This is a genomic window from Achromobacter sp. NFACC18-2 (genome assembly GCF_900108985.1).
In the GTDB taxonomy this organism is placed as follows: Bacteria; Pseudomonadota; Gammaproteobacteria; order Burkholderiales; family Burkholderiaceae_B; genus Achromobacter.
On record NZ_FNYM01000003.1, the window covers coordinates 150,285 to 175,886 of the forward strand.

At 68.1% G+C, this 25,602-nt stretch carries 23 protein-coding genes; 15 read left to right on the forward strand and 8 right to left on the reverse strand.

The window, feature by feature from the left end:
* Positions 1-28: 28 nt before the first annotated feature.
* Entirely contained in the window at positions 29-1,099 is a 1,071-nt protein-coding gene (locus BMW75_RS05555) for a cell division protein ZipA C-terminal FtsZ-binding domain-containing protein (RefSeq protein ID WP_076519312.1), read from the forward strand.
* Entirely contained in the window at positions 1,099-3,198 is a 2,100-nt protein-coding gene (ligA, locus tag BMW75_RS05560; protein ID WP_092577699.1) for an NAD-dependent DNA ligase LigA, read from the forward strand. The genes BMW75_RS05555 and ligA overlap by 1 nt, the downstream gene beginning before the upstream one ends.
* A 124-nt stretch (positions 3,199-3,322) precedes the next feature.
* Here ligA and BMW75_RS05565 read toward each other — a convergent pair whose 3' ends face one another.
* From BMW75_RS05565 to msrB, 4 genes are all read right to left on the reverse strand, one after another.
* Positions 3,323-4,099: a peptidylprolyl isomerase gene (locus BMW75_RS05565; protein ID WP_076519314.1), complete on the reverse strand. Its 777-nt coding sequence runs from the start codon at positions 4,097-4,099 to the stop codon at positions 3,323-3,325.
* A 17-nt stretch (positions 4,100-4,116) separates the two neighbouring features.
* A complete protein-coding gene (locus BMW75_RS05570) occupies positions 4,117-4,386 on the reverse strand; it encodes a BolA family protein (protein WP_092577702.1) in 270 nt (89 codons plus the stop codon).
* An 89-nt stretch (positions 4,387-4,475) separates the two neighbouring features.
* Entirely contained in the window at positions 4,476-5,060 is a 585-nt protein-coding gene (locus BMW75_RS05575; protein WP_092577705.1) for a septation protein A, read from the reverse strand.
* Entirely contained in the window at positions 5,060-5,458 is a 399-nt protein-coding gene (msrB, locus tag BMW75_RS05580) for a peptide-methionine (R)-S-oxide reductase MsrB (protein WP_076519317.1), read from the reverse strand. The genes BMW75_RS05575 and msrB overlap by 1 nt, the downstream gene beginning before the upstream one ends.
* A gap of 52 nt (positions 5,459-5,510) precedes the next feature.
* Here msrB and BMW75_RS05585 point away from each other — a divergent pair, with 52 nt between their 5' ends.
* The 7 genes from BMW75_RS05585 (at position 5,511) to BMW75_RS05615 (ending at position 12,645) form a co-directional block, all read left to right on the forward strand.
* A complete protein-coding gene (locus BMW75_RS05585) occupies positions 5,511-6,188 on the forward strand; it encodes an energy-coupling factor ABC transporter ATP-binding protein (RefSeq protein ID WP_076519318.1) in 678 nt (225 codons plus the stop codon).
* On the forward strand, positions 6,185-6,781 hold the full coding sequence (locus BMW75_RS05590) for an energy-coupling factor transporter transmembrane component T family protein (protein ID WP_092577708.1): 597 nt from the start codon (positions 6,185-6,187) through the stop codon (positions 6,779-6,781). The genes BMW75_RS05585 and BMW75_RS05590 overlap by 4 nt, the downstream gene beginning before the upstream one ends.
* Before the next feature lie 39 nt (positions 6,782-6,820).
* The gene (locus tag BMW75_RS05595) at positions 6,821-7,378 is read left to right on the forward strand and encodes a biotin transporter BioY (RefSeq protein ID WP_092577711.1); all 558 of its coding nucleotides are present in this window, start codon (positions 6,821-6,823) and stop codon (positions 7,376-7,378) included.
* A gap of 263 nt (positions 7,379-7,641) precedes the next feature.
* Entirely contained in the window at positions 7,642-8,805 is a 1,164-nt protein-coding gene (locus BMW75_RS05600) for an ABC transporter substrate-binding protein (protein WP_092577714.1), read from the forward strand.
* Between the two features lie 201 nt (positions 8,806-9,006).
* Positions 9,007-10,044, forward strand: coding sequence for a branched-chain amino acid ABC transporter permease (locus tag BMW75_RS05605; protein ID WP_092577717.1), 1,038 nt, complete (start codon positions 9,007-9,009; stop codon positions 10,042-10,044).
* A gap of 4 nt (positions 10,045-10,048) precedes the next feature.
* Positions 10,049-11,884: a branched-chain amino acid ABC transporter ATP-binding protein/permease gene (locus BMW75_RS05610; protein ID WP_092577720.1), complete on the forward strand. Its 1,836-nt coding sequence runs from the start codon at positions 10,049-10,051 to the stop codon at positions 11,882-11,884.
* Positions 11,884-12,645 carry an ABC transporter ATP-binding protein gene (locus BMW75_RS05615; RefSeq protein ID WP_092577721.1) on the forward strand — a complete coding sequence of 254 codons (762 nt, stop codon included), beginning with the start codon at positions 11,884-11,886 and terminating at the stop codon, positions 12,643-12,645. Before BMW75_RS05610 ends, BMW75_RS05615 begins: the two co-directional genes overlap by 1 nt.
* Positions 12,646-12,714: 69 nt before the next feature.
* On the opposite strand, the gene BMW75_RS05620 is transcribed toward BMW75_RS05615, so the two are convergent.
* The 4 genes from BMW75_RS05620 to BMW75_RS05635 form a co-directional block, all read right to left on the reverse strand.
* Positions 12,715-14,862 (reverse strand): phosphocholine-specific phospholipase C, encoded by a 2,148-nt coding sequence (locus tag BMW75_RS05620; protein ID WP_092577724.1) that lies wholly within the window; start codon positions 14,860-14,862, stop codon positions 12,715-12,717.
* 47 nt (positions 14,863-14,909) lie between these two features.
* Positions 14,910-15,626 carry an IclR family transcriptional regulator gene (locus tag BMW75_RS05625; protein WP_076519326.1) on the reverse strand — a complete coding sequence of 239 codons (717 nt, stop codon included), beginning with the start codon at positions 15,624-15,626 and terminating at the stop codon, positions 14,910-14,912.
* Between the two features lie 18 nt (positions 15,627-15,644).
* Positions 15,645-16,541, reverse strand: a complete 897-nt coding sequence (locus BMW75_RS05630) for an NAD(P)-dependent oxidoreductase (protein ID WP_092577727.1) — start codon at positions 16,539-16,541, stop codon at positions 15,645-15,647.
* 75 nt (positions 16,542-16,616) lie between these two features.
* The gene (locus BMW75_RS05635) at positions 16,617-18,071 is read right to left on the reverse strand and encodes an aldehyde dehydrogenase (protein ID WP_092577729.1); all 1,455 of its coding nucleotides are present in this window, start codon (positions 18,069-18,071) and stop codon (positions 16,617-16,619) included.
* Positions 18,072-18,244: 173 nt separating this feature from the next.
* On the opposite strand from BMW75_RS05635, the gene BMW75_RS05640 reads away from it, so the two are divergent.
* From BMW75_RS05640 to BMW75_RS05665, 6 genes are all read left to right on the forward strand, one after another.
* Positions 18,245-19,213, forward strand: a complete 969-nt coding sequence (locus BMW75_RS05640) for a Bug family tripartite tricarboxylate transporter substrate binding protein (protein ID WP_092577732.1) — start codon at positions 18,245-18,247, stop codon at positions 19,211-19,213.
* 75 nt (positions 19,214-19,288) lie between these two features.
* Complete coding sequence (locus BMW75_RS05645) at positions 19,289-20,269, forward strand: Bug family tripartite tricarboxylate transporter substrate binding protein (RefSeq protein ID WP_092577735.1); 981 nt, start codon at positions 19,289-19,291, stop codon at positions 20,267-20,269.
* A gap of 44 nt (positions 20,270-20,313) precedes the next feature.
* Positions 20,314-21,858: an acyl-CoA carboxylase subunit beta gene (locus BMW75_RS05650; protein WP_092577738.1), complete on the forward strand. Its 1,545-nt coding sequence runs from the start codon at positions 20,314-20,316 to the stop codon at positions 21,856-21,858.
* Between the two features lie 20 nt (positions 21,859-21,878).
* A complete protein-coding gene (locus BMW75_RS05655) occupies positions 21,879-23,234 on the forward strand; it encodes an acetyl-CoA carboxylase biotin carboxylase subunit (RefSeq protein ID WP_092577741.1) in 1,356 nt (451 codons plus the stop codon).
* A 41-nt stretch (positions 23,235-23,275) separates the two neighbouring features.
* Complete coding sequence (locus BMW75_RS05660; protein ID WP_076519333.1) at positions 23,276-23,488, forward strand: biotin/lipoyl-containing protein; 213 nt, start codon at positions 23,276-23,278, stop codon at positions 23,486-23,488.
* Positions 23,489-23,495: 7 nt separating this feature from the next.
* Complete coding sequence (locus BMW75_RS05665) at positions 23,496-25,583, forward strand: 3-hydroxyacyl-CoA dehydrogenase NAD-binding domain-containing protein (RefSeq protein WP_092577744.1); 2,088 nt, start codon at positions 23,496-23,498, stop codon at positions 25,581-25,583.
* Positions 25,584-25,602 lie beyond the last annotated feature (19 nt).

Genomic DNA, 25,602 nt, shown 5'->3' on the forward strand with positions numbered 1-25,602 from the left:
GCGCCGCCTTCTGGCGCGGGATTTACACATGAGTGATTTGCAGATCGGGCTGATAGCCCTGGGCGTCTTGCTGATACTGCTGGTGTTGGGATTCAACTGGTGGCAGGACCGGCGCGTCCGGCGCAAGATGCAGAGCCATTTCCCCACCTCCGAACAGGATCCGCTGCTGGGTGCGGGCGCGGCCGGCGGCGCTGCGGCTACTGCCGCGGCCCGGCGTGAGCCCGGCATGGGCGGCGAACCGGCCCGCGCGCAGCCCGGCCAGCCCGCTCGCGTGGATCCGGGCAGCGACGCCGACGACACCGAAGACCCCGATCCCGCCTGCGAAGTCGTCATCGAGATCAACTTCGCCGAGCCGGTGCGCGGCGCCGACCTGCTGCCCTACATGCAAAGCCTGCGCAGCGTGGGCCGCAAGCCCATGCGCGTGTTCGCCTCGACCGATCAGCGCCGCCACCGTGCGCGCATCCATGCCGGCGAGTCCTATGCGTCCATGCAGCTTGCCGTGCTGCTGGCCAACCGCAGCGGTCCCCTGACCGCGATTGAATGGTCGCAGGCCTGGGCGCGTGCGCAGGACATGGCCGAACGTTTCGACGCCACCATCGAGGGCCCCGACCAGCAGGCGGTCCTGGAGCAGGGCGCCCGCCTGGACGACACCTGCGCCGCGCTGGACACCCAGGTCGGCCTGACGCTGCTGCTGGGCTCGGCCCAGCCGGCCGCCGAGGTGCTGGCCGTGGCGCGCGACGCCGGCTTTGTTCCCGACGGCAACCGCCTGGCCTGGCCCAACGAGAACGGCGTGACCCGCTTCACGCTGGCCCGCGCGGACGGCGCGGCCTTCGATGCGGGCATGGGCGGCATCGAACGCCTCTACCTGCTGCTTGACGTCCCGTGCAGCCCGGCGGACACCCGCGCCTTTGGCCGCATGGTCGACGTGGGCCGGGACCTGGCGGCGCGCTTGCGCGCCGAACTGGTCGATGACCAGGGCAAGCCCCTGGCCGACGGCTCCGAAGCGGTCATCGACGAGCGTCTGCAGGTCTTGTTCGGCCAGCTTGAACAGGCGGGCCTGCCTGCCGGCAGCGAGCGCGCCCAGCGGGTGTTTGCCTGATGGCCAGTGGGTCCGGCGAGAATCCGGCGCAGGCGGCGGCGCGGCTGCGCGCCGCGATCGAACAGCACAACGTCCGCTATTACGTCTACGACGAGCCCTCCATCTCGGATGCCGAGTACGACGGGCTCATGCGGGAACTGCAGGCCCTGGAGGCCGAGCATCCGGAACTGGTGACGCCCGAATCGCCCACGCAGCGCGTGGGCGCGGCGCCCGTGTCCGCCTTTGGCAGCGTGCGCCACGTGGTGCCCATGCTGTCGCTCAACAATGCCTTCTCCGAGGAAGAGGTCGCCGCGTTCGACCGCCGCGTCACCGACACCCTGCGCGGCGCCGGCATGCTGGGCCCGGCGCAGCAACCGGATTACTTCTGTGAACTGAAGCTCGACGGCCTGGCGATCAGCCTGCGCTACGAGGACGGCCGCCTGGTGCAGGCCGCCACCCGGGGCGACGGGCAGACGGGCGAGGACGTCACCTCCAACATCCGCACGATCAAGGCGATTCCCCTGCAACTGAAGGGCGCGGCCCCGAAGGTGCTGGAGGTGCGCGGCGAAGTGCTGATGAATCGCGCCGACTTCGAAAAACTGAACCAGGCGCAGGCCAAGCGCGACGAAAAGGTCTTCGTCAATCCGCGCAACGCGGCCGCGGGCAGCCTGCGCCAGCTCGATCCCCGCATCACGGCCAAGCGGCCGCTGCGGTTCTTTGCGTATGGCTGGGGCGAGGTCCATGGCCTGCCCGGCACGCAGAACGGCCTGTTCGACGAGGCCTCGGCCGGCGCGGCGCAGGCCTCGCAGCTTCCCGAGAAATCCCACGGCGCGATGCTGGAATGGCTGGGCTCGCTGGGCCTGCCCGTCAACGTCGTGCACAACCACCGGGCCACGGGCGCCGAAGGCCTGATGGCCTTTTACGCCAAGGTCGGCGCCATGCGCGCCGAGTTGCCCTACGACATCGACGGCGTGGTCTACAAGGTGGATTCGCTGCCGGCACAGAAGGTGCTGGGCTTCGTGGCGCGCGCGCCCCGCTTTGCGCTGGCGCACAAGTTCGCCGCCGAAGAGGCGACCACTACCTTGCTGGACATCGAAGTCCAGGTGGGCCGCACCGGCGCCATCACGCCCGTCGCGCGGCTCAAGCCCGTGTTCGTGGGCGGCGTCACCGTGACCAATGCCACGCTGCACAACGAAGACGAAATCCGCCGCAAGGACGTGCGCATCGGTGACACGGTCATCGTGCGCCGCGCGGGCGACGTCATACCCGAGGTGCTGGGACCTGTCCCGGACAAGCGGCCCGCCGATGCGCGGGAATTCGTCATGCCGACCGAGTGCCCGGTCTGCGGATCGGCCATCGAGCGCCTGGAAGGCGAAACGATCGCGCGCTGCACCGGCGGGCTGTTTTGCGGCGCGCAGCGCAAGCAGACGCTGTGGCATGCGGCCAGCCGCAAGGCGCTGGATATCGAGGGGCTGGGCGAAAAGCTCGTGGATCAGCTCGTGGACAGCGGCCGCGTCAAGACGCTGGCCGACCTGTACGGGCTGCGTCCGCTGGAACTGGTCGGCCTGGACCGCATGGGCCAGAAGTCCGCCGACAACCTGATCGCCGCCATCGAGAAGGCGCGCTCGCCGGGCCTGGCGCGCCTGCTGTTCGCGCTGGGCATCCGCCACGTGGGCGAGACGACGGCCCGCGACGTCGCAAGGCATTTCGGCAGCATCGACGCCATCATGGACGCCGACGAGGAAGCCTTGTCCTCGGTGCCGGACGTGGGGCCGGTGGTGGCGGCCTCGATCCGCCACTTCTTTGCCGAGGAGCACAACCGCGACGTGATCGAGCAGCTCAAGGCGCAGGGCGTGAACCCCGTGGCGGAAGCCGCGCCGCAAGACACCACGCTGGCCGGCAAGACCTTCGTGCTGACCGGCACGCTGCCGAACTGGACGCGCGAAGAAGCGTCCATGCACATCCAGGCGGCGGGCGGCAAGGTCAGCGGTTCGGTGTCCAAGAAGACCGCCTACCTGGTGGCGGGCGAAGACGCCGGCAGCAAACTGACCAAGGCCCAGGAACTGGGCGTGCCGGTGCTGGACGAAGATGGCCTGAAGGCACTGCTAGGCATGTCCTGACCGGGGTCTCCCGATCAGGCCTGCCTGTCTGTCTGCCTGCCTGTCTGCCTGCACCGCGAGCGCCCGCGCGTCGCGCAAAAAAAACTGCCCGCTTCAAGCGGGCAGTTTTTCGTCTGGCGGGGCCTTACTGGACCTTGGCCTTTTCGCGCAGTTGCTTCTGGTAGTCGGCCAGGGTTTGCTGGCGCATCATTTCTTCCAGTTGCGGGCGAACCTGATCCATCGGCGGGAATTCGACCGGGCGGGTGTCGTCAACCATGATGATGTGCCAGCCGAACTGGGTCTGGACCGGCTTGTCGACCACTTGACCCTTCTTGAGCTGCGTCACGGCTTGCGCGAACGGCTGCACGTAGTTGGTCGGGGGCGCCCAACCCAGGTCGCCACCCTTTTCGGCGCTGCCGGGGTCCTTGGAGTTCTTCTTGGCCAGGTCGTCGAACTTGCCCTTGTTGCTCTTGATCTGGGCCAGCAGGTCGTTCGCCGTCTTCTCGTCCTGGACGAGGATGTGGCGGACCTTGTATTCCATCTTGCCGGCCTGTTCCTTCTTGATCTTCTCGTATTCAGCGGTGACCTGGGCATCGGTGACCGGGTGCTTGGCCAGGTAGTCGGCCATCAGGGCGCGGACCAGGATGCCTTGGCGGGCCAGTTCGATCTCGGTCTGGACGTCCGCCTGCTTGGCGATGCCGCCGGATTCGGCGGCCTGCACGAAGATCTGGCGGTTGATCATTTCCTGCTTGACCTGTTCGCGCAGTTGCGGCGAATCGGTGGCGCCCTGGCCGACCAGGAGCTTGACGAATTGATCCAGGCTCTTTTGCGTGATGGCTTTACCGTTGACGGTAGCCACGTTTTGCGCAAAAGCAGGCACGGCGATGACGCAGGCCGCAGCCAGCATGACGATGCGTTTCATGAATATCCTTTTACTTTCTATTTGGGAGCCTGGGCGTCAAGCGCAAGCGCATGAATCGGATAGGGGATCAAATCTTGCAAATGATGATACACCAGCCTATGCCGCGCGACGGGCGAGAGCCCCGCGAAGCAAGGCGCCACGATGATCACGCGATAATGGCCGGCGCCGTTTTTACTGCCTTCGTGGCCGGCATGCAAATGGGAGTCGTCCAGGATCTCCAGCCTGAGGGGTTCCAGGGCGGCTAGCCGTTCCCGGATCAGGGCAATGCGATCGGTGGTTTCTGACATGGGAGCAAGGGGGAAGTTCCGGCGCGGCGGCCCCGCTTCGGGGGCGCGCGCGCCTGGGAAGAGAGTGGCGCAGGGGCGGCGCAGGAGGCTCAGGGCTTGCCGGGCGGCGTGGTGCCCGGGCCGGCCGGGGTGTTTTCCTCGGTCTGGATGTGCTTGCCCAGCCACAGGGACTGGCCGATCACGAAGACGATCATCAGGCCCATCAGGCCGAAGGCCTTGAAGCTGACCCACTGCGACTCGGTGAAGTGCCCGGAGAACGCGACGTAGAGGTTGAGGGCGCCGGCGACCAGAAAGAAGGCGGCCCAGAGCATGTTGAGCCGGTCCCAGGCCACGTCGGGTAATTGGATCTGCTTTTCCATCAGGCGGCGGATCAGGTTGCGACCGAACAACAGGCGGGCGAAGACCAGCGCGCCGCCGAACATCCAGTACAGCACCGTCGGCTTCCATTTGATGAAGACGTCGCTGTGCAGCCAGATGGTGGCGCCGCCGAACACCAGGATGACCGTCAGGTTGATCCAGTGCATGGCTTCGGTGGGGCGGCCGGTGGCCTTGAGCCAGACGATCTGCGCCACGGCCGCCGCCATGGCGACGCCCGTGGCGATGAAGATGTCCGTAAACCTGTAGGCGATGAAGAACAGGAGCAGCGGGAACAGGTCGAACAGAAACTTCTTCATCAGTCTTCTAGGGGTTCAAACGTCATCGACAGGGAATTGATGCAGTAGCGCAGGCCGGTGGGCTCGGGGCCGTCGGGAAAGACGTGGCCCAGGTGCGCGTCGCACACATTGCACAGCACCTCGGTGCGCACCATGCCGTGGCTGGTGTCGCGTTCTTCGCGAACCAGTTCGGGATCCAGCGCCTGGAAGTAGCTGGGCCAGCCGCAACCCGCGTCGAATTTGGTGTCGGATGCGAACAGCGCCGTGCCACAGCCCACGCAGCGGTAGATGCCGGGCGTGAAGGTATCCCAGTAGCGTCCGGTGAACGCGCGTTCGGTACCCTTTTGCCGGGTGACCACGTATTCTTCGGGGGAAAGCTGGGCGCGCCATTCGGCGTCGGTTTTGCGTACTTTTTCCATATGAGCTCTTGGAGTCGCGATGCCCGAAATGGTTCGGGCATAATCCCGCCCCATGTTAATCGAGTTTGACCAGGCGGTAGTATCCACGCCCCAGGCGGAAGTGTTGCGCGGGGTGAGCGTCACCCTGGCCGAACGCCGCATCGGCATCGTCGGCCCCAACGGCGCCGGCAAGAGCACGCTGGCGCGCCTGGTCAACGGGCTGGTGATTCCATCCTCGGGCAAGGTGCGGGTGGACGGGCTGGATACGCGGCACGACCTGAAGGCCGTGCGCGCGCGCGTCGGCTTCGTCTTCCAGAACCCGGAAAACCAGATCGTCTTTCCCATCGTGCGCGAGGACCTGGCCTTCGGGCTCAAGCGCCTGGCGCCGGACCGGCGGCAGCGCGAGGCCCGCATCGAGTCCGGGCTGGACAGCCTGGGCGTCGGCCACCTGGCCGACCGCAGCAGCCATACGCTGTCCGGCGGCGAGCGCCAGCTGGTGGCCCTGGCCGCCGTGCTGGTCATGGAGCCCGCGCTCATCGTCTTTGACGAACCCACCACGCAGCTCGACCTGCGCAATCGCAACCGCGTGCGCGCCGCCATTGCCGGGCTGCCCCATGATGCCATCGTCGTCAGCCACGACCTGGAGCTGCTCGAGGACTTTGACCGCGTGCTGGTCGTGCGCGACGGCGCGATCGCGGCCGACGACACGCCCGCGGCCGCGCTGCGCTGGTACCGGGAGCACTGCGGATGATGGAGCCGCTGTACGTCCCGGGCGCCACGCCGCTGCACCGCCTGCCGGCGTGGGTCAAGCTGCTGGCCCTGATGGCGGCCGGCGCGGGGCTCTTCCTGCTGCGCGACCCGGTCTGGCTGGCGCTGGCGTTGGGATTTTCCGCGGCGCTGGTCTGGTCGACCGGCGTCGGCGCCGCCGCGGTCTGGCGCCAGGTGCGCGGACTGATCTGGATATTGCTCGCCGTGGCGTCGTTCACCGGCTGGTTTCAGGGGCCAGCCGACGCCCTGGCGGTCGTGCTGCGGGTGGCGGCCATGGTCGGCCTGGCGCTGGCCGTGACGCTGGCCACGCGCACCTCGGACCTGATCGCCGTCTGTGAAGGGGCGCTGCGGCCGCTGGAGCGCACGGGCCTTGTCGATGCCGAAAAGGTGGCGCTGGCCCTGGCGCTGGCGCTGCGCTTCGTGCCGGAAATCTGGCGTAATTTCCAGGAGATCCGCGAAGCCCAGGCCGCGCGCGGGCTGGGCGCCAACCCGGTCGCGCTGATCGTGCCGCTGATCGTGCTGACCTTGAAGCGGGCCCAGGAAGTTTCCGAAGCGATCGATGCGCGCAGCGTCTGACGGCTGCGCGCCGTAACCATCAACAAAGGGGGAAAAGCCATGAAATCCAGTAACACGGTGCTGGTCGCGCTGTTCGCGGCGCTGATCGTCGTTCTGAGCCTGATGCCGCCGATTCCGATGCCCGGCATTCCCGTGCCCATCACCCTGCAGACCCTGGGCGCCATGCTGGCCGGGGCGATGCTGGGCCCGGTGCGCGGCGCGCTGGCGTGCCTGCTGTACCTGGCGCTGGCGGCGGTCGGCCTGCCGGTGCTGCCCGGCGGCCGTGGCGGCCTGGGTGCGTTCTTCGGTCCCACCGGCGGGTTTCTGGTCGGCATGGTGGCGGGCGCCTTCGTGACGGGCTGGCTGGCGCGCCGCCTGGCCGCCCGCAAATCGGGCACCTGGATGGGCCTGGCCGGCTATGTGGCCGCCTGCGTCGTGGGCGGCATTGCCGTGGTGTATGCGTTCGGCGTGCCGTGGCTGTCGGCGGTGGCGAAGATGGACCTGGCCAAGGCCGCGGCGGCGGTCGCCGTGTTCCTGCCTGGCGACCTGGTCAAGGCCGTGGTGGCCGCCTGGGTGGCGTCGCGCGTCGAGCGGGTGTGGCCGATGCTGGGCCGCTGAGGCCGGCATTGCCCCCGATCATCCCAAGGGAATCCCCCAACTGACGCTCGCCACCCTTTCAAGTACAAGTTCGCCATTAACAAATGCGTTAGACAGATCGTGGTTTCCGGAGCACATTTCCGTAGCACATCAGGGAATTACCGTAGTTGCGCCAGGTCATCTGATACTGTTTTAACCATATAATATTTTTTTCTGTATAACTTTAAACAGGCTCGCTTCGCCTCGTTCGAGGCACACAAGAGCCATACACAGGAGACAAAAACATGCGCAAGCACTTCGGCTTGTCCGCGGCCGCCGCCGCTGTAGCCCTGACTCTGCCGCTTCTGGCGAGCGCACAGGTCAAGGTGGGCGTCACGGTGGCCAGCACCGGTCCCGCCGCCTCCCTGGGCATCCCCGAGCGCAACACCGTGGCCCTGCTGCCCAAGGAAGTTGCCGGCCAGAAAATCGAATGGATCGTCCTGGACGACGCCACCGACACGACCCAAGCCGTCAAGAACTCGCGCAAGCTGGCGTCGGACGACAAGGTCGACGTGTTGATCGGCACCTCCATCACGCCGGGATCGCTGGCCATGGTGGACGTGGCCGCCGAGGCCAAGGTGCCGATGATCAGCGTGGCGGCCAGCGCCAAGATCGTCGAGCCCGTGGACGACAAGCGCCGCTGGGTCTTCAAGACCCCGCAGAACGACGCGCTGATGGCAGGCGCCCTGGCCGACGCGATGGCCAAGTCCAAGGTCAAGACCCTGGGCTTCATCGGCTTTGCCGACGCCTACGGCGACGGCTGGCTGGACGTGATGCAAAAGGCCGCCAAGGCCAAGGGCATCGAGATCGTCGCCGTCGAAAAGTACGGCCGCACCGACACCAGCGTGACGGGCCAGGTGCTCAAGCTGGTCGGCGCCAAGCCCGACGCCATCCTGATCGCCGGCGCCGGCACCCCGTCCGCGCTGCCGCAAAAGGAACTGAAGGCGCGCAACTACGGCGGCACCATCTACCAGACCCACGGCGCCGCCAACAACGACGTGCTGCGCGTCTGCGGCAAGGACTGCAACGGCATGTTGCTGCCGGCCGGCCCGCTGCTGGTCGCCGCGCAACTGCCCGACAGCAACCCGGTCAAGAAGTCGGCCCTGGCCTACGTCGAAACCTACGAAAAGGCCCACGGCGCCGGTTCGACCAACACGTTCGGCGGCCACATGTGGGACGCCGGCCAACTGGTCGTGGCCGCCTTGCCCGTGGCCCTGAAGACGGGCGCCAAGCCCGGCACGCCGGAATTCCGCGCCGCAATGCGCGACGCGCTGGAAGGCGTGAAGGACCTGGCCGTTTCGCAAGGCGTGTTCAACATGTCGCCCACGGACCACGCCGGCTTTGACGAGCGTTCGCGCGTCATGGTCAAGGTGGAAAACGGCAAGTGGGTCTACCAGCCCGGCCTGTGATTCCCCAGATCGCCCGCGATCGGGTAGCCCCATCGCGGGCAGCCCTATCCCGGGCGGCCCGATCCACGGGCGCTCGGCGCGCGGCGGCTCACCGTTTGCCGCGCAGCCCGTCAGTACGTCGCACCGGCCTTTCCGGCCGGTGTGTCGTATCAGTGTTCCGAATGGGGTCGGGACACCAAGAAACCACAAGGTAGTTGTTCGATGGATTCATCAATTGCGCTGATCCTGCTGCAAGACGGTGTCGTCAACGGCGCCATCTATGCCCTGCTGGGCATGGCTCTGGTGCTGGTTTTCGCCGTCACGCGCGTCATTTTCATTCCCCAGGGCGAGTTCGTGGCGTTCGGCGCCCTGACCCTGGCCATGCTGGTGGACGGCAAAGTGCCGGGCACCGCCTATCTGCTGCCGCTGCTGGGGCTCGTCTGCCTGGCGCTCGAACTGCTGCGGGCGCTGCGTACCCGCAACGCCGCGGGCCTGCCTCAAACCATTGCCACCTGCGTCGTGCTGCCGCTGGCGCTGTTCTGGCTGACCAAGACCTACACCGCCCCGGACAACTCGCTGTGGCTGAACATGCTGCTGACGCTGTTCCTGGTGATCCCCATGGGTCCGATGGTCTATCGCATCGTCTACCAGCCGCTCGCCGAAGCCACCGTGCTGGTGCTGCTGATCGTCTCGGTCGCCGTGCATTTCGCGTTGATGGGCCTGGCGCTCGTGTTCTTCGGCGCCGAGGGCTGGCGCACGCCGGCGTTCGTCAGCGGGCAGGTCGACCTGGGATTCATGTCCTGGTCGGCGCAAAGCCTCTTCGTGGTCGCCACCTGCGCGCTGCTCATCCTGGCCCTGTGGCTGTTCTTCGGCAAGACGCTGTACGGCCGCGCGCTGCGCGCCACCGCCGTCAACCGCCGCGGCGCACGGCTGGTGGGCATCAGCACCAACATGTCGGGCTCGCTGACGTTCACGCTGGCCGTGGGCATCGGCGCGGTGTCCGGCATGCTGATCGCGCCCATCACCACCGTTTACTACGACACCGGTTTCCTCATCGGCCTGAAGGGCTTCGTGGGCGCCATCATCGGCGGCCTGGCCAGCTATCCCATCGCGGCGGCGGGCTCGCTGCTCGTCGGCGTGCTGGAATCGTTCTCTTCGTTCTGGGCCAGCGCCTACAAGGAAGTGATCGTCTTCACCCTGATCATTCCGGTTCTCGTCTGGCGTTCGTTCAGCATCCATCACGCGGACGAAGAGGAATAAAGCCATGAACCGCATTCTGCTTGCCGTATTTCTCGTCGTCCTGGCGGGCCTGCCGCTGGTCTCGGCCACGCCCGAGTTCTGGGTGACACAGCTCAACTACATCGGTCTGGCCAGCCTGGTCGTGCTGGGGCTCGTCCTGCTGACCGGCGTGGGCGGCCTGACGTCTTTCGGCCAGGCGGCCTTCGTGGGCCTGGGCGCCTACACCACCGCCTACCTGACCACGCAATACGACGTGTCGCCCTGGCTGGCGTTGCCCGCCGGCCTGGTGCTGACCGCCGTGGTGGCCTACCTGCTGGGCGCGATCACGCTGCGCCTGTCCGGCCATTACCTGCCGCTGGGCACCATCGCCTGGGGCCTGTCGCTGTATTACCTCTTTGGCAACATCGACTGGCTGGGCAAGCATGACGGCATTGCCGGCATCGAGCCCATCAGCATCTTCGGCATCTCGCTGGCCAGCGGCCGCCACATCTACTACCTGATCTGGGTGTTCGTGCTGCTGGCGCTGTGGGCCACGCGAAACCTGCTCAACTCGCGTCCGGGCCGGGCCATTCGCGCCCTCAAGAGCGGGGCGGGCATGGCCGAGTCCATGGGCGTCAACACGGCGGCCTACAAGATCGTGATCTTTGTGTGGGCGGCCTTGTTGGCCTGCCTGTCGGGCTGGCTGTATGCCCACATGCAGCGCGCCGTCAGTCCCAGCCCCTTCGGCCTGAACTACGGCATCGAATACCTGTTCATGGCGGTGGTCGGCGGCGCCGGCTACGTCTGGGGCGCCTTGCTCGGCTCCAGCGTCATCCTGGTGCTGAAGGACCAGTTGCAGAACCTGCTGCCCAGGCTGCTGGACACCAACGCCAACTTCGAGATGATCGTCTTCGGCGTGCTGTTGATCCTGATGCTGCAGTTCGCCCGCAACGGCCTGTGGCCGATCCTGGCGGGCTGGTGGGGCAGTGTCACCGGCGCGGACGGATCGCGCCGCAACCTGGCGCCGCCCGCATCGGCGCCGGCGCTGCCGTCGCGCGAGCGCCCGCAAGCCGGCCAGGTGGTGCTGGAGGTCGACGCCATCCGCAAGGAATTCGGCGGCCTGGTCGCCGTCAACGACATTTCCTTCAAGGTCAGCTCGGGCGAGATCATGGGCCTGATCGGCCCGAACGGCGCCGGCAAGAGCACCACCTTCAACCTGATCAGCGGCGTGCTGCCGGTGACGCGCGGCCAGGTCACCTTCATGGGCCAGCGCATCGACAACCGCTCGGCGCGCGAGATCGCCAAGATGGGCGTGGGCCGCACGTTCCAGCACGTCCAGCTCCTGCCGGGCATGACCGTGCTGGAAAACGTGGCGCTGGGCGCGCATCTGCGCTCGGACGTCGGCGTGCTGTCCGGCGCCCTGCACTCGGACCGCGCCCGCGAGGCGCAGCTCCTGCATGAAGCTGCCCAGCAGCTCAAGCGGGTGGGCCTGGGCGAATTCCTGTACGAGCAGGCGGGCAACCTTGCGCTCGGCCAGCAGCGCATCCTGGAGATCGCGCGGGCGCTTGCCTGCGATCCGGTGCTGCTGCTGCTGGACGAACCGGCTGCCGGCTTGCGCTACAAGGAAAAGCAGGACCTGGCGCGCGTGCTGGAACAGCTCCGCGCGGAAGGCATGAGCATTCTGCTCGTCGAACATGACATGGATTTTGTGATGCGCCTGACCAACCACCTCGTGGTGATGGATTTCGGCACGAAGCTGGCCGAAGGCGTGCCGGCCGACGTGCAAAAGGACCCGGCGGTGCTGGAAGCCTATCTTGGCGGCATCGACGACGACCTGCCCGAAGCGGACCAGGCCAAGCCCGTGCCCGCGGGAGGCGTGTGATGAACGCAACGACGACTCCTGTTCTCGAAGTCAGCAACCTGTCGGCCCGCTATGGCAAGGTCGGCGCGCTGGTGGGCGCCACGCTCAGCGTGCCGGCCGGCAGCATCGTCACGGTGATCGGCGCCAACGGCGCCGGCAAGTCCACCATGCTCAACGCCATCATGGGCTCCTTGCCGCAGACCGGTCACGCGGCCGGCACGGTGCAGTATGCCGGCGCGGACGTGTCGGGCTGGCAGGTCGAGCGCCGCGTGGCGGCCGGCATGTCGCTGGTGCCCGAACGCCGCGAGCTCTTCGGCACCATGTCGGTGGAAGACAACCTGCTGCTGGGCGGCTTTCGCCGCTACCGCGCCCGCGAAAGCGGCTGGCGCGACACGCTGAACGAAGTGTTCGACCTGTTCCCGCGCCTGCGCGAGCGGCGCGCCCAGCAGGCCGGCACCCTGTCCGGCGGCGAACGCCAGATGTTGGCCGTGGGGCGCGCGCTCATGGCCAAGCCCAGCCTGCTGATGCTGGACGAGCCCAGCCTGGGGCTTGCGCCGCGCATCGTGCGCGAGATCTTCCACATCATCGCGCGGCTGCGCGAGACCGGCGTGGCGATCCTGCTGGTCGAGCAGAACGCCCGCGCGGCGCTGCAGGTGGCCGATTACGGCTACGTGCTGGAAACCGGCGAGGTCATCCTGCACGGCCCGGCGCGCGAACTGGCCGGCGATCCCAAGGTCATCGAAAGCTACCTGGGGTTGGGCAAGGGCGCCGAGGCGGCCTGACCGGGGACCGCACCGCGCGCAAGAACGCCGGCCGCCGAGAGGCGCCGGCGTTTTCTTTTGCCGGCCCGCTCAGGGCAGCGGCGTCCATTGCAGGATCAATTCGTTGCCCATTGCCGGATCCGACGTGGCGTGCGCGCCGGTTTCGATGCGCCCGGCCAGGCGGCGCAGGCACGCCGCGTCGTCCCCATCTTGCACGCTGATGTCGTACCAGCCGCCGCTCGCGGACATGTCCCAGGCGAGCTCGCGCGTCTCGCCGGGAGCCAGCGCGATCTCGGTTGTGCCTGGGTGGTCGTAGGCATTGGCGGCGATGCGGCAGGCGCGCGGCCGCGCGTCGGGATTATGCAGCGACAGTCGCAACAGCGCGCCAGCGCCTGGGTAGTCAGCCGTCACGTCCAGCGCGGGTGACGCGGGCCGGGCCTGTCCGGCGCAGTGCCGGTGAAAGCCATTGGGGCCCAGCACCCAGAGGTCATAGCGGCCGTGCGGCGCGGTGTTCCATGCGCCTTCCAGCACCTTGCCCGCCTCGACCGTGTAGCGCCGCGGCCCGCTTGCGAGGTCAAGCCGGTCGTACACGTGCAGCACCGCGCCCGCGGCGCCCGTGTTTTCGAACCGCAGGAACACGCGGCCGTCTTCGACGCGGGCGTGGGCCTGCAGCGCATAGGGCAGGGCGCGCGACGGCCGCACGCCGGGATGCTGGCGTGCCGGCGCGGGTGCGAGCGGCGCCGGCGGCTTGACGGTGCCGGGCAGGGCTGCGGCGCGCGCCGCGCGCTCGGCGGTGGCGGGCAGGGTGCGCAGCATGTCCTGGTCGTCCGGCGCGGCGAAATCGAACACGGACATGAGGTCGCCGCAGACCGCCCGGCGCCACGGCGAGATGTTCGGCTCGTCCACCCCGAAGCGCTGTGCGACAAAGCGCAGCACCGAGGTGTGATCGAAGACCTGCGAATTGACCCAGCCGCCCTTCGTCCAGGGCGACAGCACGTACATCGGCACGCGCGGACCCAGCCCGTAGACGCCGTGCAGGTGCGCGGGCGTGTCGTCCTGTTCGACGCCGGAAAGATGTTCGTGATATTCGCCCCGGGTGTCGACGGTGGACGCGCCGGCCAGTTCGCCCGCGGCGTTGCGCGACGGCGGCGCGGGCGGCGGCATGTGATCGAAAAAGCCGTCGTTCTCGTCGAACATCAGCAGCAGCACGGTCTTGCTCCACACCGCGGGATTGGCGGTCAGCGCATCGAGCACGCGCGCGGTGTAGTCCGCGCCCTGGGCCGGGCTGGACGGGCTGGGATGTTCGGACCCCGCGCGGGTCGCGCAGATCCACGATACCTGCGGCAGCGTGCCGTCCAGCACGTCCTGGCGCAGCAGATCCAGCCCGCGGGTGGTCAGCGCCTTGTCCTTCAATGCCGCGACGGCGCCGGGCAGGCCGCGATACGCGTCGCGGTAGGCCTTGAACCCGGCGGTGGGATTGAGCGAGTAGTTGTCCGCCATGTCCTGGTAGATGCGCCAACTGACGCCGGCGCGTTCCAGCCGTTCGGGATACGTGGTCCAGGTATAGGCGCGCGCCGGATCGCCGCCGGTGAGCTTGTTGTACGCGTTGCCCAGCGCCGGGCCGTTGCCTTGCGCCAGGCCGTCGTTGGTGCCGGTCCAGAGGAACAGGCGGTTGGTGTTGGTGCCGCCGGTGAACGAGCAATGGTAGGCGTCGCACACGGTGAAGGCGCGCGCCATCGCGTACTGGAAGGGCAGGTCAGCCTCGCCGTAATAGGCCATCGAGTGGTTTTTCTTGGCGGCCGGCCAGTTGCCCATGCGGCCGGCGTCCCAGGCGTCCTGCGCGTTGGACCAGGTGTGCGGCGTGCTGGCCAGGCGCATGGCCTCGTAGGCCGCCCGCGTGTCCAGCCGGTACGGCAGCACGGTGCGCGGCGCCCCTTCGTCCGGCTTGTCGTTGTACTGGGCCCAGACGGTGCGGTGACGCGCCTGCGGGCTGTCGGGCACCGGTATCGGAAAGCGGTCGCCAAAGCCACGCACCCCTTCCAGGCCGCCGAAATAATGGTCAAACGACCGGTTTTCCTGCATGAAGATCACGATGTGCTCCACATCGCGGATCGACCCGGTACGGCGGTTGGCCGGGATGGCCAGGGCGCGGCGGATGGCCGCGGGAAACAGCGCCAGCGCGCTGCCGGCGCCTGCCAGAGTGGCGCTGCCGCGCAGGAAATCGCGTCTGCTGTGCATGGGCTGGGCTCGCGGTCCAAAGCCCACAGCGTACGCCCGCCTTCCTGTTATTTGCCTGACGGCCAGCGGCCGCCCAGCGCGCGGGTGGCCTCGGCCGCCGCGTCCTGCACCAGCTTGCCCATTTTCTTGACGGCAGCGGGCGAATAGCGCTCTTTCGGACCGGACAGGGAAATGGCGCCGCACAGGTCCCCGTCGGGGCCGAACACGGGGCTGGCCACCGCGGCGCAATTGGGATCGCGCTCGCCCATGGACGTGAGCATCAGGCCGGCCTCGGCGGGGGATTTTCCATCGACCAGATAGGCCGTCAGCAGCTTGCCCGCCGCGCCCTTGTCCAGCGGCAGCAGGTCGCCGACGCGGATGCGATCCAGCGTGGAGTGGTGCGAATCCACCCGCAGCAGGCACACGCGCGTCTGCGCGTCGTGGTAGACGTGGAACGACGCGCTTTCAGTGCCTTTGTCGACCAGCGCCTGCAGCAGCGGCAGGATGGTTTCGGTCAGTCGATAGGTGGCTTCGTAGGCGCGGCCCAGGTGGTGGGCGTAGGGGCCGAGGGCATAGCGCCCGTCGGCGCGGCGCACCACCAGGGCGGCCTTTTCCAATGAAGCGATGAGCCGCAAGAGCGTGCTCTTGTAGAACCCCGTGGCCCGGGAAAGATCGGCAAGCGTGATGGGATCGGTGCGTTGCGCGACGGCCCCGACGATGGTCAGGGCGCGTTCGACGGCGGCGACGCCGTCGGTGGAATTATCCTGAGTAGGGGTACGACTCATGGGAAAGATAGGGGGTGATTACGTGGGGGTTCCCGACTCCGGATCGATCACCCGGCTGATGACCGGGAAATAGCGGTTGCCGTGCCCCTGGGCGATCGCTGCGTCGAACCAGTGATCCACGTTGCGGGCTCCCAGCGCCTGTACGCCGGTCTGTTCCGCCAGCGCCAGCGCATAGCGCAGGTCTTTGCGGGCGTAGTCCACGGGGAAGGCTTTTTCGGGAAAGTCTGCGGGCAGGATAGCCTTTAAGCCGTGGTTGCGCAACGCGAAGCTGTCCGCCGATCCACGCGTGAAGGTCTCCAGCAGGACGCGCGGATCGACGCCCGAACGGCGCGCGATCGCACGGGCTTCGGACAGCGCCAGCACGGTTTCGAACAGCACCATGTTGTTCAGGATCTTCACGACCTGGCCGCTGCCGACGGGGCCGCAATGCGTGATTTCGTTCGCAAAGGTCGAGACCAGCGGCTTGACGCGCGCGAACGACGCTTCATCCCCGCCGATCATGACCGACAGCGTGCCGGCCTCGGCCGCGGCGCGCGTGCGGGCCACGGGCGCGTCGATGAAGGTCGCGCCCTTGGCGGCGAACTCGCCGGCCAATTCGCGCGTCACGTCGACAGGCGAGGTGCTCAGGTCCACGATCAACTGGCCGCTGCGCGCATTCGCCAGCAGCCCGTCGGCCGCGCGGGCAAGTTGCGCGACGACCTCCCCGGACGGCAAGGACAGGAACACCACGTCGCACTCGCGCATGATCTGCGGGGCCGTCGCCGCGGCCACGTTGTGCGGCGCCAGGCGCTGCAAGGGGGCGGGGTCGTTGTCGCAGCCCAGCACGGGCACGCCGCCCTTGGCGGCCAGGTTGCGGCAGATGGGTTCGCCCATGACGCCCAGGCCGATGAAGCCGGCTCGTTGGAATTCAGGCATGAGGATGGTCTCCGATGAGGTAATGGATAGGCCGCGGCGCGCGGCCATGATTGGTCTTGGGAAAAGGCGCGCGGCCTACATGCCGAAGTAGATGCCCTTGGACTGCTGGTACAGGCGCAGCCCGCTCACGCCTTTCTCGCGGCCGATGCCGCTCTGCTTGAAGCCGCCGAAGGGCGTGGAGATGGAAAGCTGCTTGTAGGTGTTGATCCACACGCTGCCCGCTTCCAGGCGTTTGGCGACGCGCCAGGCGCGGCGGTAGTCCGCCGTCCAGATGCCCGAGGCAAGGCCGTACGCGCTGTCGTTGGCCTGATCGACCAGGTCGTCCTCGTCCTCGAAGGTCAGCGCGCACAGCACCGGCCCGAAGATCTCCTCGCGGACCACGTGCGCGTCGCGCGACAGGCCGCCGAGGATGGTGGGGCGGTAGAACGCGCCCGCCGCAAGGGCATCGCCGCCGGGTCGTTCTCCGCCCAGCAGGACGTGCGCGCCGTCGCGCCGCGCGGCATCGACCATGCCTTCGATCTTCTCGCGGTGGCCAAAGGATGCGATCGGCCCCATCTGCGCGCCGTCGGCGTCGGGCAGATCGACCTTCAGGCTGCCGGCGCGCGCCACGAGCCTGTCGATGAAGCCCTGGGCGATGCTGCGCTGGACATACAGCCGCGAGCCCGCCACGCAGGACTGTCCGCTGCCTTCGAAGATGCCGCCGATGACGCCTTCGATGGCGGCGTCCTGGTCCGCGTCTTCGAACACGATGTGCGGCGACTTGCCGCCCAGCTCCAGGGCCACGGGCATCAGCTTTTCGGCCGCCGCATGCGCGATCGCGCGGCCGCTGGCGGTGCCGCCCGTGAACGACACCATGCGCACGCCGGGGTGTTCGACGAGGCGCCGGCCCACCGTCGCGCCGAGTCCGGTCACGACGTTCAGGATGCCCGGCGGCAACCCGGCTTCGAGCGCGATGCGTCCCAGCGCCAGCGCGGGCGACGAGGTGATTTCGGACGGCTTGAGGATCACGGCGTTGCCCGCGGCCAGCGCCGGCGCGACCTTCTGCGCTTCCATCGTGAGCGGCGAGTTCCACGGCGTGATCGCCACGACCACGCCATACGGGTCGTAATGCGTCATGGACAGGTAGTTGCCGCGCGGTGGCGTGACTTCCGCGCCCAGCGTCTCGCACACGCCGGCGTAGTAGCGGAAGGTGGCGGCGGCGCTGGCGACCTGGGCCTTGCATTCGGCCCACACCTTGCCGTTCTCGATCATCTGCAGGCGGGCGAGCAGGGGCGCGTTCTGGTCCATGCCGTCGGCGATGCGGCGCAGGATCGCGGCGCGCTGGTGCGGCAGCATGTCGCGCCACGCGGGCTGGCGCTGCGCTTGCCAGGCGGCCTCCACCGCCTGGTCGACCTGGGCCTCGGAGGCCGCGCTGATCAGGTAGTTGCGGGTCCCGGTGGCGGGGTTGACGGATTCGAACGCGGCGTCTTCCTGCGCGATCCATTCGCCGCCGATCAACATGGATTTAAGGGTTTCCGATGATTCGGACATGAAGTGTCGTTCCTCTCTTGATGGGCTCTGTTTCGCCCCGGCGGCAAACGGCCGGGCGCATTTATTCGTTGACAGCCTGGGTTTGAAAAAATATAAAATAGAATAAGCGTTCTGTCTAATGGAACGATAAGAATAAACCGAATCTTCAACCGATGACAAGAGGAGACCTACCCATGCAATGCAATTGGCTGCGCGCGCTGGCTTGTGCCGCGACCCTGTTCGCGGCGACGGCGCACGCCGACACCTATCCCTCGAAACCCGTGACGATGGTCGTGCCCTATCCGGCCGGCGGCGCGACCGACGTGGTCGCGCGCGCCGTGGCCGAACGCCTCACCCAGTCGTGGGGGCAATCGGTCATCGTCGAAAACCGCGCTGGCGCCGGCACGACGATCGGCGCAAGCTCCGTGGCGCGCTCGAAGGGCGACGGCTACACGCTGTTCATGACCACGTCCGCGCACACGATCAGCGGTCATCTGTACAACAAGCTGAGCTACGACCCGGTCAAGGATTTCGCCCCGATCACGCTGGTCACCAAGGTGCCTTTGGTGCTGGTGGTCAACCCAGCCGTTCCGGCGAAGACCTTGCCGGAGTTCCTGGCCTACCTGAAGCAGAACGGCGGCTCGGTGAACTTCGCCTCGCCCGGCAACGGCACGGCGCAGCACCTGAGCGGCGAACTGTTCAAGATCGCCACGCAATCGGGCATCACCCACGTGCCGTACCGCGGCGACGCGCCCGCCTTCACGGATCTCGCGGGCGGGCAGGTGCAGATGATGCTGGCCACCATCACGTCGGCGCTGCCGCTGATCGAATCCGGCAAGCTGCGCGCGCTGGCCGTCGCCAACGGCAAGCGGGTGCAGGCGCTGCGCGACGTGCCTACGTTCGCCGAAGCCGGCATGCCGGGCTTCGAGGCCGCGACGTGGTTTGGTCTGCTGGCGCCGGCGTCGATCCCGCAGGAACAGGCGCAGCGCATCTATGAAGACGTGTCCCGGATCGTCGCCACGCCGGACATGCAGAAGCGCCTCGAAGGGCTGGGCGGAGAAGTCGTGAACAGCACACCCAAGGCGTTCGCCGCGTTCATGAACCAGGAAGAGGAGAAATGGGGCCAGGCCGTCAAGGCTTCCGGCGCCGTCGCAGCGCAGTAGACACCCACGCAATCCGCAGCTGCGCGCCTATGCAGCGCCCGGCGCGGATCCATGCAGACACGGAGGAGACACATCATGGCAGTTGCAAAATGGCTGGCAGCAGGCGCGCTCGCGTGGTGCGCCGCATTACCCGCGGCGTCCGGCGCCGCTGAATATCCCAATGCCCCGGTCAAGTTTGTCGTGGGCTTCAGCCCCGGCAGCACGATCGATCTGGTGGCGCGAATCGTCGGCGATGCGCTGTCCACGCGCATGGGGCAGACATTCGTGGTGGAAAACCGGACCGGCGCGAACGGCATGATCGCCGCACGCATGGTGGCGCAGGCCAAGCCCGACGGCTACACCATCCTGGTCAGCAATTCCAGCTCGATCACCGTCAATCCTTTGCTCTACAAGGACCTGCAATACCACCCGCTGAAGGATTTCGAGCCGATCACCACGGTGGTTTCGGTGCCCTTCATCCTCACCATCAACGCCGAGAATCCGCGGGTGGCAGGTGTCGATGACGTCAAGTCGCTGATCGAACTGGCGCGGCGCAATCCCAACACCGTCAGCTACGGTTCCGCCGGCAACGGCAACCTGATGCACCTGGCGGGCGCCCAACTCGCCACGATGTCGAATGTGCAGATGCTGCATGTCCCCTACCGCGGCGCGGCGCCGATGGAGGCGGGCCTGCTGTCCCGGGAGGTCGATTTCGGCTTCGACACGCTGTCGGGCGTGCCGCTCATCAAGTCGGGCAAATTGAAGGCGCTGGCCGTCTCCACCGCGCAGCGCTGGCATGACCTGCCCGACGTGCCCGCCGTGGCCGAGCTGGGTTATCCGGAGTTCGACATTTCGTTCTGGGTGGGCGTGTTCGCGCCGGTGGGCACGCCGCCGGCCATCGTGGAGCGGCTGAACCGGGAGATCGCCTCGGTCGCCAAGGACCCCGCCGTGCGAGCGCGGCTGGCGGCGCAGGGCAATCCGTCGACGCAATCGCCCAAGGAATTCCGGCAGAAGATCGCCGACGAGCTCAAGCAGAACGAATCGCTCATCAAGCGCGCAAACATCAAGATCGACTGACCGGCGCGCGGACTGCGTCGGCAACTGGCAGGAAGGAGCACAAGGTGTCCTGGGAAAAAGAACTGCGGGAACTGGCGTCGCGCAAGGAGTTGGCGGCGCGCATGGGGGGCGAGGCGAAGGTGCGCCGGCATCGCGAGGCCGGCAAGCTGCCGGTGCGCGAACGTATCGGCAGGATGGTCGATCCGGAATCGTTCCGGGAAGTGGGCGCGCTGGCGGGCAGCGGGGAATATGACGCCGAAGGTCGCCTGACGGACTTCACGCCGTCTAACCTGCTGATTGGCCGGGCCAAGGTCGAGGGCCGCCCGGTGGTCGTCGCGGCCGATGACTTCACCGTGCGTGGCGGCGCCAACGATGGCGCCGTCGGCGACAAGCTGGTCGAATCCGAGCGCATGGCGCAGGACCTGCGCCTGCCGCTCATCCGGCTGGTCGACGGCACGGGCGGAGGGGGCTCGGTGCGCAGCATCGAGATCAAGGGCCACACCCTGCTGCCCAAGCTGCGCATGTGGCCGCTGATGGCGCAAAACCTCGCGACCGTGCCTGTCGCGTCGCTCGCGCTGGGCTCGGTGGCCGGCCTGGGTGCGGCGCGGGTGGCGGCCAGCCACTATTCGGTCATGGTGCGCGACACCTCGCAGCTCTTCATCGCGGGACCGCCCGTCGTCGCCCGCATCGGCCAGAACCTGGACAAGAACGAGCTGGGCGGCAGCGATATCCATACCCGCAACGGCGTGGTGGACGACGAGGCCGATTCCGAAGAGGCCGCCTTCGCGATGGTCCGGCGCTTCCTGTCCTACCTGCCGCGCTCGGTGCACGAACTGCCGCCGCGCGCCGCCGAGTCCGGCCAGGCGGGCGCGCAGGACTGGCTGCGCGCGGCCATCCCCACCGACCCACGCGCGGTCTACAAGATGCGGCCCATCATCGAAGCGCTGGTCGACGCAGGCTCTTTCATGGAGGTCGGCAGGCGCTGGGGGCGCGCCGTCATTACCGGCCTGGCGCGCATCGACGGCTGGCCGGTGGCCGTGTTCGGGAGCGATCCCTATCACTACGGCGGTGGCTGGGATGGCCCGGCGGCCGAGAAATTCACCCGTCTGCTGGACCTGGCCGAGACCTTTCATCTGCCGGTCGTGAACCTGGTCGACGTGCCTGGCTTCCAGATCGGGCTCAGTGCCGAAAAGGCCGGCGCCATGCGCTACGGCGTGCGCGCGCTGACGGCTGTCGCGCAATCCACGGTGCCATGGTGCTCGATCATTGTGCGCAAGGCATTCGGCGTGGCGGCGGGCGGACACCAAAGTGCGGGCCGCTTCAATTTCCGCTACGCGTGGCCATCGGCCCAGTGGGGCTCGTTGCCGGTCGAGGGTGGGCTGGAGGTCGCGTACAAGGCCGAGATCGAAGCCGCCGAGGATCCCCAGGCCAAGATGCGCGAAATCGAAGCGCGCGTGCGCAGCCTGACCTCGCCGTTCCGCAGCGCCGAAGCCTTCGTCGTGGAAGACATCATCGATCCCGCCGCGACCCGCCAGGTGCTGGAGGAATTCGTGGAACTGGTGGCGCCGCTGCGCGAACCCGGCCCGCGCGCCTTCGGCTACCGTCCGTGACGCCTCGCCAGGAGCCCAACATGAAACGAGTCATCGTGGCCAACCGGGGCGCCGTCGCCCGCCGCGTCATCCGCGCCTTGCGCGTGCTCGGCATCGAGTCGGTCGCGGTCCATGCCGAGGCCGATCGCGACATGCCCTACCTGTCCGAAGCGGACCTGGCCGTGCCGATCGGGCCGCCGCCCGCGGTGCAGAGCTACCTGAACCAGGAGACCTTGTTGCGCGTCGCGCGCGAAACGGGCGCGGACGGCCTGCACCCGGGATATGGCTTCCTCTCCGAGAACGCGGCGTTCGCCGAGGCCGTGGAGCAGGCGGGCCTGATCTTCGTGGGCCCGTCGCCGCGCTGGATCCGCATGCTCGGGCACAAGACCCAGGCGCGCGACGCGATGCGCGCGCTGGGCATGCCGATGGCGGCCAGCAGCGCGGTGCTGGGCGATGACCTCGCGGCGCTACGCCAGGCCGCCGGGGACCTGGGGTACCCGGTGCTGATCAAGCCGGCTTCGGGCGGCGGCGGGATCGGCATGATCCCGTTGCAGGGGCCGCAGGATGCCGAAGCGCAGTGGGCGCGCGCGCGGCAGATTTCCGAACGCAGCTTCGGCGGCGGCTCCGATCTCTACCTGGAAAAGCTGCTGCGCAATCCGCGCCACGTCGAATTCCAGTTCCTGGCTGACCGCCACGGGCAGGTGCGCTGCCTGTACGAGCGCGACTGCTCCACGCAGCGCCGCCACCAGAAGGTGCTGGAGGAGGCGCCCGCGCCCGGGTTGCCACGTGCGGCGCTCAAGGAGATGGGCGCGCGGCTGGAAGCCATACTGGCGGGCATGGGGTACGACGTGATCGGCACGGTGGAGATGCTGTATACGCCCGAATCGGGCTTCTCCTTCCTGGAGATCAACACCCGCCTGCAGGTCGAGCACGCCGTGACCGAAGCCGTGACGGGCGTGGACATCGTGGCCGCGCAGTTGAGGCTGGCGGCCGGCGACCGCATGCAGGACGTGCTGCCGCAGGTCCCGCCACTGGACGGACACGCCGTCGAGGCACGCGTCTACGCCGAGGATCCGGTGCGATTCCTGCCTTCGCCCGGCCTGTTGCGGGTGTACCAGCCGCCCGCGATGCCTGGCGTGCGTGTCGAAACTGGCTACGCCGAAGGCTGCCGTGTGTCGAGCCACTACGACCCGATGCTGGCCAAAGTGATCGCGCATGCCGCCACGCGCGAGCAGGCGCTCGATCTGCTGAGGTCGGCGCTGGCGCAGTTCCGCGTGGAAGGCGTCAAGACCAACATTCCGTTCGTGCTCCGGGTGGTCGAGGACCCGGAGTTCCGCGCCGGGCGGGTCAGCACCGGCATGGCGGAGCGCATTCTCGCCGAGGCGCAGCCCGCCTAGGCCGTTCGCAGGTTCAAACCGACAACTATCAGGAGCAGACAATGTTCAAAGTGGAAACCCCCGTGGTCGGCCGCGTGGTCGCCGTCACCGTCAGCCCGGGCCAGCGCGTCGAGGCGGGCGACAGCGTCGCCAAGGTCGAATCGATGAAGATGGAAATTCCCGTGGAGGCGGAACGCGCGGGCGTCGTGGCGCGCGTACTCGTCGGCGAGGGCGACGAGGTGGACGAAGGCCAGGTCGTGGTCGAGCTGGAGTGAGACCGCCATGCTGATCCATACGGAACGGATGGAAGGAGGGCGCGTCGCATTGCTGGCGCTGCGCAATCCGCCGGTCAACAGCATGAGCGCGGCGCTGCGCACCGAACTGCATGCGGCGATCGACGCCGCGCTGGCCGACGACACGGTAAGCGCCCTGGTGCTGGCGGGTGACGGCGACTTCTTTTGCTGCGGCGCCGAGATCCGTGAATTCAACACGCCACTGTCGACGCGCGAGCCGACGCTGCGGTCCGTCATCGCCCGGATCGAGGAAGCCGGCAAGCCCGTGGTGGCGGCCATCCACGGCGCGGCGCTGGGCGGAGGCCTGGAGCTGGCGCTGGGCTGCCATTACCGCGTCGCGCTTGCCGGCGCGTCGCTGGGCCTGCCCGAAGTGAAGCTGGGCGTGCTGCCCGGCGCGGGCGGCACGCAGCGCCTGCCACGCATTGTGGGCGTCGAGCGGGCGCTGTCGATGATCTGTGGCGGCGATCCCGTCGACGCCAGCCTGGCTCGGGACTGGGGACTGGTCGACGAAGTCTATGCGAACGGCCTCAGAGCGCGGGCGGCGGCCTATGCGCTGGCGATCGCCGACGCGCCGCTGGCCGATCGCAACGTGGGTGCGCGGCCGGTGGCGTCGCCCGCCGACCCCGGCGTCTACGAACGCGCCCGGCAGGAGGCTGCGCGGCGCTACCGCGGTTGCGTGGCGCCGCTCGCCTGCGTGGACTGCGTGGAATACGCCACCCGGGCCCCGCTGGGCGACGGGCTGGCTTTCGAGCGCGAGCGCTTCCTGGAGTTGGTCAACGGCAGCCAGTCCAAGGCGCAGCGCCACCTGTTCTTCGCCGAGCGCGCCGCGGTCAAGCTGCCGGCTGAATGGCGCGCGGCGGCGCCCATCGCCTCGGTGGGGGTGGTCGGCGCGGGCACGATGGGCGGCGGCATCGCCATGAGCCTGGCCAATGCGGGGTTCGACGTGGTGCTGGTCGAGCGCGAGGCGCAGGCGCTGGAGCGCGGCTGGTCGGTGATTGCGAAGAACTACGCCGCTACGGCGGCCAAGGGCAAACTGACCGCCGCGCAGGTCGCGGAACGTCAGGCGCGTATCCGCCCCAGCCTGGCCATGGAAGACCTGCGCGACGTCGACCTGGTGATCGAGGCCGCGTTCGAGGACATGGGCGTCAAGCGCCAGATATTCCAGCTGCTGGCCCGCGTCTGCAAGCCGGGCGCGATCCTGGCGTCGAACACGTCGCGGCTGGATATCGACGAAATCGCCGGATTCACCGACCGTCCCGCCCAGGTACTGGGCATGCACTTCTTCAGTCCCGCGAACGTCATGCGGCTGCTGGAAGTGGTGAAGGGCCGCGAAACCGATGGCAACGTCGTCGCTGCTGTGTTTCGTCTCGCGCGCAGGATGGGCAAGCTGCCCGTGCTGGTAGGGGTGTGCGACGGGTTCGTCGGCAACCGGATGGTCAGTCCCTACACGCGCGAGGCGCACTTCCTGCTGGAGGAGGGCGCGACGCCGGCGCAGGTGGACGGCGCGCTGCAACGCTTCGGCCTGGCGATGGGGCCGCTGCGCATGGCCGACATGGCGGGGCTGGACATCAGTTGGGCGTTTCGCAAGCGCATGGCGCCCACCCGGCCGGCCCATGTCCGCTACTCGCGCGTGGCCGACCGCCTCTGCGAGCAGGGGCGCTTCGGGCAAAAGACCGGCGGCGGCTTCTACCGCTATGAGGCAGGCAGTCGCGCGCCGCTGGAAGATCCGGACGTGCTGGCGCTGATCGAGACCTGCGCGCGCGAAGACGGCGTCGCGCGCCGCGCGATCTCCGACGAGGAAGTCGTGCAGCGCACGATGTATGCGCTGGTCAACGAAGCCGCGCGCATCCTGGACGAGGGCATCGCGCGCCGCGCGTCGGACATCGACGTCATCTACGTCAACGGCTACGGCTTTCCCGTGCACCGTGGCGGGCCGTTGTTCTATGCCGACCAGCAGGGACTGCCGCAGGTGCTGGCGACGATCCGGCGCTTTCACGCCGAACATGGCGAACTCTGGCGCCCCGCGCCTTTGCTCGAACGGTTGGTCGCGCAGGGGCGCACCTTCGCGGAATTGTGATGGACAAGGGGCGTTGACG